Origin of the sequence: Streptomyces lasalocidi, assembly GCF_005280215.1 — a bacterium.
Taxonomy (GTDB): Bacteria; Actinomycetota; Actinomycetes; order Streptomycetales; family Streptomycetaceae; genus Streptomyces; species Streptomyces longwoodensis.
The window spans coordinates 100,997-115,976 of record NZ_SZNQ01000001.1; the positions used below are offsets into that span (position 1 = coordinate 100,997).

Here is a 14,980-nt window from a genome sequence, read left to right on the forward strand (position 1 = left end):
GCTGTCTCCTTTGCGTGGACGGTGGGCGGTGGGCAGGGGCGGTCGACGGCTCGGTGCGGGTGCCGTCCGGCGGTGTCAGCGCTGCCGGGCGGTGGGTGGGCGCCGTACGGTGGCCGCCGGTACCGGCGCCCGGTGACTGTCCCGGGTCGCCGCCGGGAGACGCCCGGCGGGCGTCTCCGGGACACGGCCCGAACCGTTGCGAGCGGCGCCGCCGGGCGCGGGCCCGTGCGGTGCGCGGGGCGCCTGGAACGCCCCTCCCCCGGCGGGCCGGTTCCCGTACGGCACCCGTACGGACTCCGTCCAGGAGCGGTACTAGCGGGCGATGACCACCGTGGCCGGGGGGGCTGCGTGGAAGGTGACGTCCTCGAAGCCCGCCTTGGTCAGCCACTCGTGGTAGTCGGTGCGCCGCCAGGTGCCGCCCTCGTTGCTCTTGAGGAGCATCTCCCCGGCGAACAGCAGCGGGAAGGCGGGGGCGCTGCGGTCGTCGTCGACGACGTAGTCGGCGATGACCAGGGCGCCGCCGGGCTTGAGGGACTCGCGCAGCCGGGTGAAGACCTCGATGTTGCTCTCGGGGCTCTCCTGGTGGGCGATGTGGGAGTAGACGGCGATGTCGTACTCGCCGGTGCCGAAGGCGGTGGTGTGGAAGTCGCCGTTGACGGTGGTGAAGCGGTCACCCACGCCCTGCTCGGCGACCAGCCGGCGGGCGATCTGGTTGATCGGTTCCCAGTCGAGCTGGACCGCGCGGGCGGCCGGGTTGGCCTTGAGCCAGGTCGAGGAGTAGATGCCGGAGCCGCCGCCCACGTCGAGGATGGTGATCTCGCCGGCGTCCGCGATGCCGAGCGCGGTGACGCCCAGGTCGGCGGCGGGCACGGAGACCGCGGCGATGGCCGGGACGATGCCCTCCCAGTGCGGGTTGTCGGCGACCTCGGTCTCGCCGCCGGTCAGCGGGCCGCCGACGCGGACGACCTCGGGCAGGTCGGTGACGCTGGCGACGTGGCTCAGCTTGAGCTTGGCGAAGCCGGCCAGGGAGGCGGGCTTGCCCTCGACGAGGAACGCGGAGGCGGCGGGCGTGTTGCGGTAGCGGCCGCCGTCGAGGGTGACGAGGTCGATGCTGACCAGGCCGTCCAGCAGGGCCTGGGCGCCGCGTTCGGAGACCTGTGCGCGCGAGGCGATCTCGGCCGCGGTGCCGGCGCCCTCCTCGAGGTGGGTGAAGAGGCGGTGGGTGGCCGCTGCGGCGATGATGCCGGTGTTCCAGTAGCCGTTGATCAGCCTCATCACACCGTCCGGTGCAGGCTGGTTGGTGGTCATGCCGCTCCCTTCAGGGCTCGGGTGGGCTTGGCGTGGGTGCGCAGCGCGCCGCGCAGGACCTCGGCGACCCGCTCGATCTGGCTCTCGGTGAGCTCGGCGTGCATGGGGATGCCGAGGTTGCGCTGGAAGAGGTCGGCCGAGACCGGGCAGGTCTGGGCCGCGTCGAAGGCCGGCTGCAGGTGGCTGGCCCAGGTGCCGTGCAGGGTGCCGATGCCCTTGGCGCGCAGCTCGGTGGCGACCGCCCCGCGGTCGACGCTCGGGTCGAGGGTGACCAGGTAGGACTGCCAGGCGTGGGTGCGGTCGGCCGGCACGTGCGGCACCGTCAGCAGTTCCTCGTCGGCGAGGAGTTCGGCGTAGCGGGCGGCGACGGCGGTGCGCCGCTTGAGGAGTTCCTCGATGCGGCCGAGCTGGACGCGCAGGATGGCCGCGGCGATGTCGGACAGTTTGAAGTTGTAGCCGATCTCGGTGAATTCGGGGATGGGCAGGCCGATGACCTGGCCCATGTCGTAGATGCTGCCGATGCCGAACGACGACAGCTGGCGGGCCTTGGCGCCGATGGCGGGGTCGGTGGCGATCAGGGCGCCGCCCTCGCCGCTGGTGGCGCCCTTGCGTCCGTGGAAGGACAGGCAGGCCACCTCGGCCAGGGAGCCCGCCTCGCGGCCCTGGTAGGTCGCGCCGACGGCGCAGGCGGCGTCCTCGACGAGGAACAGCCCGTGCCGGTCGGCGATGGCCTGCAGGTCGGCGTAGTCGGCGGGCAGGCCGACGGTGTCGACGGCGATGATGCCGACGGTGCGGGGGGTGACCAGGTCGGCCACCGCGCGCGGGTCGACGGTGCCGGTGTCGCGGCGTACGTCGGCGAAGACGGGCGTGGCGCCGACGTAGCGCACGGCGTGGGCGGGGGCGGGGAAGGTGTAGTCGGCGACGATGACCTCGTCGCCGGGCTTGACGCCGAACGCGAGCATCGCCAGGTGCAGGGCGGCGCCGCAGTTGCTGACGGCGACGGCGTCGCCTGCCCCGTAGCGCTGTGTGAGCTCGGCTTCCAGGGCCTTGCCCTTCGGTCCTTGGCCGGCCGGCCAGCCCGAGGCGAACACCTCGGCGACGGCGGCCAGTTCCTGTTCCCCGAGGCTCGCGAAAACGAGAGGGATCTTGTCGGTGTCGCTCATTTCTTGGACGCTCCGCGGGAATCGGAGGAGTGGGGATCAAAAAGGGCGGGCGGTTCGTAGCGCTGCGGGGTGATCTGGGTGACGTCGTAGCGCTTGCGCATCTCGACGATGGCGTCGGGATCGGCGCCGCCGGCCGCCCAGATCTCCGCGATCTCTTCGAAGTACAGCTCGTGGACGGGTGACGGATAGCACTGGAAGAGCATCCGCGCCGGTCTGTCGGAGGCGTTCCTGAAGGCGTGCGGAGTTCCGGGCGGCACGAACATGAAGGCACCCTCGGTGGCACGCACGGCGCTGTCCCCGTCGGGGGACTGCCAGGTGTGCCAGTCCTGTTCGGTGCGCTGGACCGGCTCGAAGGCCAGTACTTCCAGTTCGCCGTCCAGGACGTAGAAGAACTCCTGCGCATCACTGTGGACGTGGGCCCCCACATCGAACCCGGGTGGGACGACCACCTCGAAGATCGATATGACGGAGCCGTGGTCCTTAGTGGCCTTGAAGGTCACTTCCTGCGCCTTGGTGATCAGCTTGCGCCCCTGACCGGGCGGGAGGATGAGGCCAGTCATGTGCTCAGGTTCCTTTGTCCGCGCAGAATTTCACTCGAGCGAGGGTGCGGTGCGGGCAGGGGGCGGTGGGTCAGTCCAGCTCCCGGTCGTCGGAGGAGCTCCAGCGGCCCAGGGACATCTCGGCGGTGATGCCGGGGCCGAAGCCGGCGATGAGGCCGGTGGCGTCCTGTGCGGGGGTCTCCTCCTCGAACAGGCGGCGGGCCGCCTCCAGGACGACGGCGCTGGCGATGTTGCCGTACTCGGTCAGCGTCGCCCAGCTGTGGCGGAAGACCTGCCGGTCGACCTCGAGGAACTTGGCGAGGTCGTCCAGGATGCGCGGGCCGCCGGCGTGGACGATGTAGAAGTCGAGGTTGCCGGCGTCCCAGCTGTGGTCCTTGGCGAACTCGCGCAGCACCGGGGCGAGCGGCTCCATGGTGCCGGGCACGCGGCGGTCCAGCTGGAAGTGGAAGCCGGTGTCCTTGACCGCGTAGGAGATCCAGTCCTCGGTGTGCGGGATGAGGTAGGAGGCGTTGCGCTCCAGGTCGATGCCGATGCCGCCGTTGCCGCGGACCACGGCGGCCGCGACCGCGTCGCCGAACAGCCCGTCGGACAGCAGCGAGCCGATGTCGTCGGCGGTGGGCTGGTAGCACAGCGAGCACAGCTCGCAGGAGACGATCAGGACGTTGCTGCCGGGGTGGGCCAGGCAGAAGTCGTGGGCGCGGTTGATGGCCGCGCCGCCCGCCGCGCAGCCGAGCTGGGCGATGGGTATCTGGCGGGTGTCGGAGCGGAAGCCGAGGTTGTTGATCAGCCAGGCGGTCAGCGACGGCATGCTGAAGCCGGTGCAGGAGACGTAGATGATGGCGTCGATGTCGCGGGCGGCCAGGTCGGCGTTCTTCAGGGCCTGTTCGATGACCGGCGGGGTCAGGTGCTTGGACTCGGCCTCGTAGATGCGGTTGCGTTCGGTCAGGCCCGGGTGCTGGAGTGTCTTCTCGATGGGCTGCACGATGTGCCGCTTGAGCACTCCGGTGTTGCGGATCAGGCGCAGCGCCAGCGGCAGCTGCGGCTTTCCGGCGTGGGCCTCCTCGGCGAACGCGAGGGTCTCGTCGAGGGTGATGACGTGTTCCGGCGCGCTCACCGCGGGCTTGCATAGCCTGGGCATAGGGTTGCTCTACTTTCTCTAGAGTCTGCCTTCTGTGCGCCGAATCTGCGCACAGCTTCCGGAGAGAGCGCAGCACACGGAAATACACCGCGGCGCGCGGGGATCGGATACGAGAGGAATCCCGGGCCGGAATATGCGGCACGGGGTGCGGGTCCCACCGGCGGCGAACCGGTGTCCGCGGGCTCAATTCCCTGTCCGCTCTGTCTCGTTCGAGTTTTGGGCAGGGAAGGCGTGCAGGAATAGTGACACGTTCGAACAGCTCACGCCAAGGGCCGCCGGTGGGCGTTCGGGGCCATTGCGAGGGAAATTCGAGTGGCGCACTGACGGCTCTCGACTGCGGTGTCCGCGCGGCCTTCGTCAAACGGTTGCCGGTCTTCGGCGCAACCCTCGCGCTGCCGGTTCTGTAGCGGGCGGCTGCGAGCATCGGCCTGACCACGTAACGACGTTCACGCGGAGGGCGCATGTCTCAGCAAGCGGAGGAAGCCACCGCCGGTGGCGGGCGATCGCCCGGGCGGCGGTCGCCGGCCGGGGGCGCGGCCGTCGCGGGGGGCGCGGGTGCGCCGGCGCGGCGGACGGGGCTGCTGGTCACCGTGCTGTTGGGCGCCCTGGCCGCGGTGCCGCCGATGTCGATGGACATGTACCTCCCGGCCCTGCCGGACGTGACCCGCACCCTGGACTCGAACGCCTCGGTCGTCCAGCTCACCTTGACCGCGTGCCTGACCGGCATGGCGCTCGGCCAGTTGGTGGTGGGTCCGATGAGCGACCGGTGGGGGCGGCGCAGGCCGCTGCTGGCCGGGCTGGCCGCCTATGTGCTGGCCGCGCTGATGTGTGCGTTCGCGCAGAGCGCCGAGGTGCTGGTCGGGTTCCGGCTGCTGCAGGGCCTGGCGGGGTCGGCGGGCATCGTCATCGCCCGCGCGGTGGTGCGCGACCTGTACGACGGGCTGGCCATGGCCCGGTTCTTCTCCAGCCTGCTGCTGATCTCCAGCATCGCGCCCATCGTGGCGCCCGTCATCGGCGGGCAGGTGCTGCACCTGACCGACTGGCGGGGCATCTTCCTCATCCTCGCGGCCATCGGCGTGGTGCTGAGCGTGCTGGTGTGGCGGCGCCTGCCGGAGACGCTGCCGCCCGAGCGGCGCCAGAGCGGCGGGGTCCGCGCGGCCCTGTGGGTCATGCGCGGCCTGGTCGCCGACCGGGTGTTCACCGGGTACCTGATGACCAACGGCTTCACCTACGGCGCGCTGTTCTCCTACATCGCCGCCTCGCCGTTCATCATCCAGGACATCTACGGGGCCTCCCCGCAGACGTTCTCGCTGCTGTTCGGCCTGAACTCCCTGGGCCTGATGGTCGTCGGGCAGGTCAACGGCAAGGTCCTGGTGGGGCGGGTGCGCCTGGACAAGACCCTGGGGTGCGGGCTCGCGGTGCTCGCCTCGGCGGGGGTGGTGCTGCTGCTGGTGACCTCGGGGGTGTTCGGCGAGGTGGGCACGGTGCCGCTGGCGGCCAGCCTGTTCGTGATGATCTCCTCGCTCGGCCTGGTGCTGCCCAACACCAACGCGCTCGCCCTGATGCGCACCCCGCACGCCGCGGGCTCCGCCTCCGCGCTGGTGGGCATGTCGTGCTTCGTGATGGGGGCGATCGCCTCCTCGCTGGTGAGCATCGCCGGCAAGCAGTCGGCGGTGCCGATGGCCGTGGTCCAGCTGGGCAGCGCGCTCGCCGCGATCGTCTGCTTCGTCACGGTGTGCCGTCCCTGGCGCAACCAGCCCCCGCAGGAGCAGCTGCACCGCTGACCCACCGCCCCCTGCGCCGGCCTCCCACGACCGTGCCCCCGCCCCCTGCAACAGGGGCCGGGGGCACGGTCGTCGGTGTCGTGGGCGGTCCGTCGTGCGGCTCGCTGTCGGGCGGGAGGCGTCCAGGTCCCGCGGTGGCCCGGGGTGCGGAAAGCGCGGGAGGGGGGCGGGGTGCCGTCTGCTGGCCGGCCGTGAAGGCCTGGCGGGGGTGCACCTCCGCGGAGGCGGGGGTGGTGAGGGTGCACGCCGATGCGTGAAGTCGGCCCGGTGGAGGCGGTGTTGCGTGCCGGTGAGGCCGGGCGTGCTGGGGCTGCCGTCGGGTGAGCGCGCGTTGGGCGGGGGCGCGCCGCGTAGGGCGCGGGGCGTGTGAAGTCGGCCCAGGCGGGACGCCGTTGTGTGAGCACGCGTGCCGGGTGACGTGGGTGTGCTGGGGCGTCGGCGGGTTTCGCGGCGGGGCTGGTCAGGCTGCCCGGTCGTGTTCGGGGGGCAGGATGAGGGTGGGTTCGAGGACCACGCGGGGGGCCGGGACGGGGGCGGGTGCGACCAGCTGGGCGCGGGTGCCTCGCTGCTGGCGCCAGCCGGCCTGGGCGGCGACCACGGCGACGTAGGGGATCAGGACGCCGCCGGCCAGGGCGAGGACGGCGACCACGGGCCAGCGGCTCCAGGTCAGGGCCATCGCCACCACGCACGCGGTGCGGATCAGCATGGCGGTGATGTAGCGGCGCTGGCGGCCGCGCAGGTCCTGGGTCAGGCCGGTGCGGGCCCGGGTGATGGACTCGGCGCGGCGGGCGTCGCGGCGCAGGGGCGGGCGGTTCATCCAAGCTCCCGTGGGTGGTCGGGGTGGCGTGCGGCGGGAGACGGCGGCGGCGCGGGTGATCGTCCCCTGATCACCCGCGCCGCCGTCGCGTGCTTGCCCGGTGCTCGCCGTGCGCCCCGGGGTCAGTGCGTCTGCTGCTCCTGCTGTTCCAGCGCCGCCGCGTGCCCGTTGGAGGAGACGTGCCCGTTGGACGAGCCGTGGCCGTTGGAGGAGCCGTGCCCGTTGGAGCTTCCGTGGCCGTTGGAGGAGCCGTGGCCGTCTGCCGAGGCGGGGTCGAAGTGCTCCAGGGAGCGCAGCAGTTCCTCGCGGGTGGGCTTGGGGACCTGGTCGCCGTACAGCCAGCGGCTGACGCGGTGGCGCAGCATCTGCTTGCGGGCGTGGGGGTTCTTCACGCCGTCCGCCTGCGCCACGGGGGCGGGGGCGATCGGGCGCTCCTCGCGGGCCAGGATGCTGTAGGCGGTGCCCTGGTCGAGCGGGGCGTGCACCTCGATGAACTCGCCGTGCGGCAGGCGGCGGATGCGTCCGGTCTCGCGGCCGTGCAGGACCTTCTCGATGTCGCGGTGCTGCAGGCCGAGGCAGATGCGGCGGGTGACGAAGTAGGCCAGCGCCGGCACCACGAACACCCCGATGCGTACCGCCCAGGTGATCTGGTTGAGCGAGAGGTGGAAGCGTTCGGCGATGACGTCGTTGGCGCCGCCGAAGAACAGCACCAGGTAGAAGGCGACGATCGAGGAGACGAACGCGGTGCGGGTGGGGTGTTCGCGCGGCCGGTCCAGCAGGTGGTGCTCCTCGCGGTCGCCGGTGGCCCAGGCCTCCAGGAACGGCCACAGCGCGACCACCGCCATCAGCACGGTGGGCAGGATGACGGCCGGCACCAGCACGCCCATGTTGACGGTGTAGCCGCCGGGGATGACGAACTCCCAGGAGGGCATGGCCCGCAGGGCGCCTTCGAGGAAGCCCATGTACCAGTCGGGCTGGGAGCCCTGGGAGATCTGGTCGCCGCGGTAGGGGCCGTAGGTCCACACCGGGTTGATCTGGGCGATGCCGGCCAGCATCGCCAGCACGCCGAAGACGAGGAAGAAGAACCCGCCGGCCTTGGCCGTGTACACCGGCATCAGCGGCTGGCCGACCACGTTGTTCTCGGTGCGTCCGGGGCCGCGGAACTGGGTGTGCTTGTGGTAGAAGACGTAGATCAGGTGGACGGTGACCAGGGCCAGGATGATGCCCGGCATCAGCAGGATGTGGAAGCTGTAGAAGCGCGGGATGACGTCGTGGCCGGGGTACTCGCCGCCGAACAGGAACATCGTCAGGTACGTGCCGACCACCGGGATGGCCAGGGTGACGCCCTCGGCGATGCGCAGGCCGGTGCCGGAGAGCAGGTCGTCGGGCAGCGAGTAGCCGACGAAGCCCTCCAGGGTGACCAGGACCAGCAGGGTGAAGCCGATCAGCCAGTTCACCTCGCGCGGCTTGCGGAAGGAGCCGGTCAGGAAGTGGCGCAGCGTGTGGACGCACAGCGCGGCGATCATGACCAGGGCCGACCAGTGGTGCAGCTGGCGGATGAGCAGGCCGCCGCGCACGTCGAAGCTGATGCGCAGGGTGGAGGCGTAGGCCTGGGACATCGGGATGCCGTGCAGCTCGGTGTGCGAGCCGTTGTAGACGGTCTCGCGCATGCTCGGGTCGAAGAACATGGTGAGCCAGACACCGGTCAGCAGCAGCACGATGAAGCTGTAGAGCGCTATCTCGCCGAACATGAACGACCAGTGGTCGGGAAAGACCTTGCGGATCAGGAACCGGAAGTTGTAGATCCCGAGCCGCGAGTCCGCCCAGTCGGCGACGCGTGCGCCCTTCGGTTCTGTGGTGCGCGCGCTGCGCGGCGCCCTTTCGTCGGTCGCGGTCATACCCGCGCACCCTCCCCTCGCCGCTCTGCTGTCATGGGCACACCCGGGCCGACCGGTGAGCGGTCGGCTGTGGGGGCGGCCTGCCGCGGCGCCAGCAGGTCCGTGCCCTGGAGCAGGTGAAACGCTAGCCACGTGCGCCCGGCCCGAACAACCGCGCTCAAGCGATACTCAAGTGACAAGTGCGGTGTTTCTCGAGCCAGTTGTGAGTTGCCGGCATGCGGGCGTTCCCGCCTGGCCGCCCATCGGGCGTGCGGCGGCGGGGTGTTGGCGGTGCGGGTGGGTCTGTGTGGTCTCAAGTGGGCCTCCGTACGCGCCCGTTGGTGCACTGCCGTCATATGCGGAGCGTAGGTCGGTGTCCCCGGGTCCGCGATGGGGTGCAATGCGCCAGGTGGCCGGAAAGGTGTGGTCATCGGGGGTCGCCCGCGGGGGCGGTGGTGGGCCAGTGGGCCGAGGAGCCGGTGGGGCGGGGCCGCACCGAGCCGGTGGCCACGCCGATGGCCGGGGCCACCGGCGCGACGGGGCGCCGGCGCCGGGCCTGGGGGCCGTGGGTGAGGCTGGGCGGCACGGCGGGTACCGGCGGGGGTGCGGGGCGGCGCAGGGCCGCCCGCAGCGCCCGCGGGCCCAGTAAGGCGCCGGGCGCAGCGAGGCTCTGGTGCAGGCGCAGCAGCAGGGCCGCGGCGTGCGGGTCGGTGGTGGCGGCGGCGGCGATCCGCGACAGCTGGCGTCCGTGCAGCCGCTCCCGCAGGGGCGGCCGGCCGGTGCGGCCGGGGCCGGCCGGGACGCGCAGGCGGGTGCCCGAGCGCCACAGCGGGGCCAGCTGGTGGGCCAGGGCCCGGCGCAGGCGGTAGGTGACGCCGACGGCGGTGCCGTGGGCGGTGAGCATGCGCTGCAGGAGCAGGGCGCCCTGCACGGCGAGGGTCATGCCGTCGCCGTGGGCGGGGTCCAGGGCGGCGAAGGCGTCGCCGACGACGAGGAACTGGTCGGGCCAGCGGCGCAGCCGCTCGTAGTGGCGCCAGCGGCTGTCGGTGCCGGCGCAGCGGTAGACGGGGCCCAGCGGGGTCGCGGTGGCCAGCAGGTCGCGCAGCAGCGGGTCGCGCAGCGCGGCGGCGGCGTGCAGCATCTGTTCGTGGTCGGCGGGGGCGGGGGCGGTGTCGGGGGTGCTCAGCGACACCGACCAGCGGCCGCCCTCGACGGGGTGGAGCAGGCCCTGGCGGGGGTCGTCGCCGGCGGCCATGAGCCACACGCCCTGCCAGTCGGCGACGTGGCCGACCGGCGGCGCGTACAGGGAGGTCGCGTGGGTGGTGCCGGTGCGCACGACGGTCTCGGCGGGGGATTCGTAGCCGAGTTCGGCGAGCCACTGCGGGGCGCGCGAGCCGCGTCCGCTCGCGTCGACGACGAAGTCGGCGGGGATCAGGTGCGGAGGGCTCCAGCCGCCGGGGGCCCGCCGGTCGCGGGCGCGGGCCAGGACGCCGGTGACGGTGTCCTGGGGGCCCGGTCGCAGGCCGACGACGTCGTGGTCGTGCAGGAACCTCACGGCGGGGTCGGCGCGCAGCCGGTCGCGGACGACCGCGTCGAGCAGGTCGCGGCCGGCGCTGAGCAGCGACAGGCCCGCGTCGAAGCGGGGCAGCCAGCCGGCCGGGCCGAGCAGCAGCAGGTCCTCGGGGACGCGCAGGTGGACGGCCCCGGCGCGCACGAGGTCCTCGCGGATGCCGGGGAACAGCTGCTCCAGGCCCTCGTGGGCGGCGGTGGACAGGCTGTGGGTGTGCCGGGCCTGGGGCACGCCCCGGCGCCGGCCGGGGCCGCGGGGCAGCCAGTCGCGTTCGATGACGGTGACCCGGTCCATGAAGCCGGCCAGGGCGCCCGCCGCGGCGAGCCCGGCGAGGCTGGAGCCGATCACCACGGCGTGGCCGTGGCCGCCGCCTTCGGGGACAACACGTGCGTTCACCTTCATCCCGGCCGCCCTCCCCTGGGTGTCGTCGTGTGCATCATGCGGGGCGCGGCCCGGCCGGGGGCCGCCTTCCGCGCCGCCTCGAGCGGCCTTCGAGGCCGGCCCGAGGAAGACTCGAGCGCACCCGCGCGGGGCGGGACGCGGACACCTTCCCGCCCGGCCGGGCAGGCGGGTGCGGGCCGGCCGCCCGGACCTGGGCGGTCACGGCCCGAGACGCACCAACGGGGCGCCCGGGGCCGCCGGTCGGCGTCCCGGCCGGCCCTGCCCCCGGGTCGCTCCCCCGCCGGGGTGCCCGGGGGCCGGGGTGCCCGGGGTCCGGGGCGGCCGGGGTCCGGGGTGCCCGGGTTCCGGCGTGGCCTGCCGGCTCCCGCCGGTGGCGCCGCGGTCCGGGTCCTGCCCCGCCGGTCCGCTCCCCCGCCGGGCTGCCCGGCAACCGGGCCGGCCGGGCCGGCGTGCGCTGCGCCGACTCCCGCCACGCAGGCGGCCGGCCGGGCAGTGCGCCGGTCATGCGGCCGGCCCCTGAGCGGGGGGCCGTCCCCCGGTCAGGGGTCCGCTCCCCCGCCGCTGCCCGGGTCAGGGTGCTGGTGTGCGGGTTGCCGGGTCGGGGGTGTGCAGGGCCCGGTCGACCAGGGGGCCGGCTGCCCCGGTGTAGCCGGACGGGTCGAGCAGGGCAGCCGCCTCGGTGCGGTCCAGCGTCCCGGCGAGCTCGGGGAGTTCGGCCAGGACGTCGGCCAGGGGCCGGCCGGTGGCGGAGGCCAGCAGGGAGGCCCGGGTGAGCAGGTCCTTGGCGGCGGCCTTGCCCAGGCGCGGTGCCAGGACGGCCGAGACGCGTTCGGAGACGAGCTGTCCCCCGGTCGCGGCGAGGTTGGCCCGCATCCGCTCGGGGTGGACGCTCAGGCCGCGGGCGAGTTCGGCGGCCGTGTGCGCGGCGCCGCCGGTCAGGCGCAGGGCCTCGCGCAGCGGCTGCCACTCGGCGTGCCACACCCCGGCCGAGCGTTCGTCCTCCGTGGTCAGGCACTGTGTCAGCACGGTGGCCAGGGCCGGTACTTGGAGGGCGGCGGAGCGGATCAGGGTGGCGAGCACGGGGTTGCGTTTGTGGGGCATCGCCGAGGAGGCGCCCCGTCCGGCGGCCGTGGGCTCGCTCACCTCGCCGATCTCGGTGCGGGTCAGGACCAGCACGTCCGCGGCGATCTTGCCCAGTGCCCCGCTGGTGTGGGCGAGGGCGGCGCCCAGGTCGGCGACGGGGGTGCGCAGCGCGTGCCAGGGCAGGTGCGGGGCGGCCAGACCGCTCTCCTCGGCGAAGGCGGCGCCCAGGGTGTCCACGACGGCGGCGGGGTCGGCGCCGGCGCCCGCGTACTGCAGGTAGCCGGCCAGGGTCCCGGCCGCGCCGCCGAGGGAGACGGGCAGCCGCCCGGCGAGGTGGTCCAGGCGCTCGGCGGCGTCCGTGACCAGGTGGTGCCAGCCGGCCGCCTTCAGCCCGAAGGTGGTGGGCACGGCGTGCAGGGCCAGGGTGCGGCCGGCCATCACGGTGTCGCGGTGCTCGGCCGCGAGGCCGGCCAGCGCGGCCGCCGTGGTGCGCAGGTCCGCGGCGATCAGGCGCAGGGCGCGGGCGGCCACCAGCATGGCGCCGGTGTCGAGGATGTCCTGGCTGGTGGAGCCGCGGTGGACGTACTCGGCGGCCTGCGGGGAGCGTTCGGCGACCACGGCCGTGAGCGCCTTGACCACGCCCACGACCGGGTTGGCCGTCTCGCGTGCGGCCAGGGCCAGTTCGCGCAGGTCGAGCAGGTCGGCGCGGGCGGCCGCGGTGATGACCTCGGCCGCGCGGGCGGGCACCGTGCCGCAGCGGGCCTGGGCGCGGACCAGGGCCGCCTCCGCGTCCAGCATCGCCTGCAGCCAGGCGCTGTCGCCGACGGCCGCCTCGACGGGGGTGCCCGCCCGCACCGGGGAGAGCAGCCCGGCGTCCAGGTGGGCGGCCGGGGCCGCGGAGCGCGGCGCCGGGGGCGCGGAGGTCATGGAGCCACCTCCGCACCCACGCCCGCCTCCACACCGACACCTGCGGCCGTCCGCGCGCCCACGGCCGCCTCCACGCCGACGGCGGCCTCAACCGCCGTACGGTCCACGGCTGTACGGTCCGCGGCTGTACGGTCCCCTGCCGGGTGCGCGGGTGCGCGGTCCGGCCGGTGCTGCACGGCCGGCAGGGCGAGGACCGCGGCGGCGATGGCGTCGGAGTCCTCCAGGGTGACCGAGCCGACGCCGGGCCGGATGCCGGCGGCGGTGACCCAGTGCACGGACTCGGTGGGCACGCCGTAGGCGAAGCGGCGCGGGTGGGCGGTGCCGCTCGCGTCGAGGAGGTGGTAGGGCCGCTCGGAGACCGCCAGTCCGCCGGTCTCGTGGCCGGGGCCGTCGGTGCCGTCGCCGGCGGGGATGCGGTAGGGGCTGCACTGCCCGCTCGTCAGCAGCCCGCTCATCAGCGGGTCGGCGGTGCGGCGCAGGTCGATCTCGGGCAGGCGGGCCTCGATGAGGACCGTGGCGCGCACCCGTACGTCGGGTATCTCGCTGGAGACGGCGGTGAAGCAGGGCCCGTGCGGGTCGTCCTCGTCGGCGATCACGCGCAGGCCGGGGCCGGTCACCTCCAGGACGCCCGCGTCGATGAGGGCGGCCATCTCCTCGATGCGGGCGGCCGGCGGGCCGATGGACAGGTAGGCGTTCAGGGGGGTGTACCAGGCGTCGAGGTCGTCGCGGTGGGAGGCGGCGGTCAGGCCGGCGTGGTCGATGGCCAGGCGCAGCTCGTTGCGCAGGTCGCGCAGGACGTCCAGGGCGGCCTTGACCGGTCCGCTGACGTTGCCCTGGCGGGCCAGGCGGACGTCGTCGTCGAGGTGGCCGCGCAGCCATGTGCGGAACGCGGCCAGGTCGCAAAAGACGCGCTCGCCCCAGGGGCGGGCCACGCGCTGCCAGTCCCAGCGCTCGTCCCCGGTGATCGAGGCCTGCTCCAGCAGCCGGTCCTCGTCGGCGCCGGGTTCGGCCGACAGGTAGCGCTCGACGAAGTCGTCGACGGCCGCACGGCTTCGGCCGCGCTGGGTGAGCAGGGCCGCGTAGTAGACGCTGCACACCTCCTTGGAGACCAGCGGCCACAGGTCGGCGGCGAAGTCGATGGCGGGGCGGCCCGGAGCGCGGCTGCGGAGCCGGGCGATGTAGCCGGCCGTCAGCAGCCGGGGGTGGTACCGGCCGTGGGCGCCCTTCTCGTTCTCGCCGCGGGCCTGGTAGGGCACGCCGCGCCGGGAGCCGGCGTACAGGCGCGGTTCGCGGCCGGAGGGCCGGTAGACCAGGCGGCCGTCGACGCGGGTGAAGACGCCGCCGCGGCCGTGGGTGAACAGGGCCTGGTAGTCGAAGAAGTTCAGTCCCAGCCCGCGCAGCAGGACCCGCTCGCCGGGCTTGACGGCGGACAGGTCCACGTCGGCCGGGTTGGCGGGGGGCAGGTAGGTCAGCCCGTGGCGCCGGGCGAAGTCGGTCAGCCGGCGTTCGCTGTCGCTGGGCCGGGTGGGCACGTGGCCCTGGGCGAGGACGACCGCGGCCAGGCGGCCCAGCCGGGTGCCGTCCTCCAGGACGACCGCCTGGGTGGCCTGCGGCCCGCTGCCCTCGTCCTGGAGGGCGACGGCGCGCTGGGGGTGGTGGCGCACCGTGATGTGGGCTGCGGCGTTGTCGACGACGCGGCCGAACGCCCACGTCAGGTAGCAGCCGTACAGGGCGCGGGTGGGGTAGCTGTCGGGGCCCAGGCGGTCGGCTTCGGCCAGGACGTCCGGGTCGTAGCCGCCGTGCGGGCTGTTGTCGAGGGTGCGGGAGCTGAGGGCCTTGGCCCACTGGTGCAGGCTGGGCCCCTCCTGCAGCGGGCCGTCGATGCGGACGCTGGCGTCGGTGTAGACCGTGACCTGCGAGGCCACGGTGTTCATCAGCAGGTGCCGCGACTGCGTGGGGCGCCACACGCGTCCGGCGCCCGGCGGGTCCGGGTCGACGACGTGCACGGTGACGGCGTCCCAGCGGGGCGACTTGCCCTCCTGTGCGCAGAGCCGTTCCAGGACGGAAAGGCCGCGCGGTCCTGCGCCGACCAGGCACACCTCCAGGTGCGTGAGCGCTTCGTTGCCGGTGTACGGGGGCCGGGGGGCCGTCGTCCCGTAGGGGGTCGGTCCGGCGTCCGCTGTGCGTTCGCCTCCATGCGTACCGTCCACAGTGCCTCCTTCCTCGGGCCACCGTCGGGGCAGGCGCTCAACCACGGCTCGGCCCTGGGCGGAGATCGGCTCGAGGAACGGCAGGCGCCCAGGTGGCGGGTGGTGCGGGCGCCGGCACGAGGGGTGCGGGCGGGCTTCCGG

The 14,980-nt window shown here is 74.0% G+C and carries 10 protein-coding genes; 1 reads left to right on the forward strand and 9 read right to left on the reverse strand.

Annotation, left to right across the window (positions count from 1 at the left end; all coding sequences use genetic code 11):
* Window positions 1-312 precede the first annotated feature (312 nt).
* The 4 genes from E4U91_RS00450 to E4U91_RS00465 all read right to left on the reverse strand — a co-directional run bounded on the left by E4U91_RS00450 (window position 313) and on the right by E4U91_RS00465 (window position 4,169).
* A complete protein-coding gene (locus E4U91_RS00450) occupies window positions 313-1,308 on the reverse strand; it encodes a methyltransferase (protein ID WP_137304665.1) in 996 nt (331 codons plus the stop codon).
* Complete coding sequence (locus E4U91_RS00455; protein ID WP_137304666.1) at window positions 1,305-2,471, reverse strand: DegT/DnrJ/EryC1/StrS family aminotransferase; 1,167 nt, start codon at window positions 2,469-2,471, stop codon at window positions 1,305-1,307. Before E4U91_RS00455 ends, E4U91_RS00450 begins: the two co-directional genes overlap by 4 nt.
* A complete protein-coding gene (locus E4U91_RS00460; RefSeq protein ID WP_137304667.1) occupies window positions 2,468-3,031 on the reverse strand; it encodes a cupin domain-containing protein in 564 nt (187 codons plus the stop codon). The genes E4U91_RS00455 and E4U91_RS00460 overlap by 4 nt, the downstream gene beginning before the upstream one ends.
* 70 nt (window positions 3,032-3,101) lie before the next feature.
* Window positions 3,102-4,169: a type III polyketide synthase gene (locus tag E4U91_RS00465; protein WP_137304668.1), complete on the reverse strand. Its 1,068-nt coding sequence runs from the start codon at window positions 4,167-4,169 to the stop codon at window positions 3,102-3,104.
* A gap of 461 nt (window positions 4,170-4,630) precedes the next feature.
* Between E4U91_RS00465 and E4U91_RS00470 the strand changes: the two genes are divergently transcribed.
* The gene (locus tag E4U91_RS00470; RefSeq protein ID WP_137304669.1) at window positions 4,631-5,953 is read left to right on the forward strand and encodes a multidrug effflux MFS transporter; all 1,323 of its coding nucleotides are present in this window, start codon (window positions 4,631-4,633) and stop codon (window positions 5,951-5,953) included.
* A gap of 460 nt (window positions 5,954-6,413) precedes the next feature.
* On the opposite strand, the gene E4U91_RS00475 is transcribed toward E4U91_RS00470, so the two are convergent.
* From E4U91_RS00475 to E4U91_RS00495, 5 genes are all read right to left on the reverse strand, one after another.
* The gene (locus E4U91_RS00475) at window positions 6,414-6,770 is read right to left on the reverse strand and encodes a DUF3099 domain-containing protein (RefSeq protein WP_137304670.1); all 357 of its coding nucleotides are present in this window, start codon (window positions 6,768-6,770) and stop codon (window positions 6,414-6,416) included.
* Window positions 6,771-6,892: 122 nt separating this feature from the next.
* The gene (qcrB, locus tag E4U91_RS00480) at window positions 6,893-8,668 is read right to left on the reverse strand and encodes a cytochrome bc1 complex cytochrome b subunit (protein WP_137304671.1); all 1,776 of its coding nucleotides are present in this window, start codon (window positions 8,666-8,668) and stop codon (window positions 6,893-6,895) included.
* Between the two features lie 406 nt (window positions 8,669-9,074).
* Complete coding sequence (locus tag E4U91_RS00485; protein ID WP_137304672.1) at window positions 9,075-10,619, reverse strand: FAD-dependent monooxygenase; 1,545 nt, start codon at window positions 10,617-10,619, stop codon at window positions 9,075-9,077.
* Window positions 10,620-11,189: 570 nt separating this feature from the next.
* Window positions 11,190-12,629 (reverse strand): nitrosuccinate lyase, encoded by a 1,440-nt coding sequence (locus E4U91_RS00490; RefSeq protein WP_137304673.1) that lies wholly within the window; start codon window positions 12,627-12,629, stop codon window positions 11,190-11,192.
* Complete coding sequence (locus E4U91_RS00495; RefSeq protein ID WP_137310589.1) at window positions 12,626-14,734, reverse strand: FAD/NAD(P)-binding protein; 2,109 nt, start codon at window positions 14,732-14,734, stop codon at window positions 12,626-12,628. Before E4U91_RS00495 ends, E4U91_RS00490 begins: the two co-directional genes overlap by 4 nt.
* Window positions 14,735-14,980: the final 246 nt, after the last annotated feature.

Bases quoted from the DNA above. Each gene is read 5' to 3' on its own strand.
- E4U91_RS00450 (WP_137304665.1), bottom strand. From the start codon at position 1,308: ATGACCACCAACCAGCCTGCACCGGACGGTGTGATGAGGCTGATCAAC.
- E4U91_RS00455 (WP_137304666.1), bottom strand. From the start codon at position 2,471: ATGAGCGACACCGACAAGATCCCTCTCGTTTTCGCGAGCCTCGGGGAA.
- E4U91_RS00460 (WP_137304667.1), bottom strand. From the start codon at position 3,031: ATGACTGGCCTCATCCTCCCGCCCGGTCAGGGGCGCAAGCTGATCACC.
- E4U91_RS00465 (WP_137304668.1), bottom strand. From the start codon at position 4,169: ATGCCCAGGCTATGCAAGCCCGCGGTGAGCGCGCCGGAACACGTCATC.
- E4U91_RS00470 (WP_137304669.1), top strand. From the start codon at position 4,631: ATGTCTCAGCAAGCGGAGGAAGCCACCGCCGGTGGCGGGCGATCGCCC.
- E4U91_RS00475 (WP_137304670.1), bottom strand. From the start codon at position 6,770: ATGAACCGCCCGCCCCTGCGCCGCGACGCCCGCCGCGCCGAGTCCATC.
- qcrB (WP_137304671.1), bottom strand. From the start codon at position 8,668: ATGACCGCGACCGACGAAAGGGCGCCGCGCAGCGCGCGCACCACAGAA.
- E4U91_RS00485 (WP_137304672.1), bottom strand. From the start codon at position 10,619: ATGAAGGTGAACGCACGTGTTGTCCCCGAAGGCGGCGGCCACGGCCAC.
- E4U91_RS00490 (WP_137304673.1), bottom strand. From the start codon at position 12,629: ATGACCTCCGCGCCCCCGGCGCCGCGCTCCGCGGCCCCGGCCGCCCAC.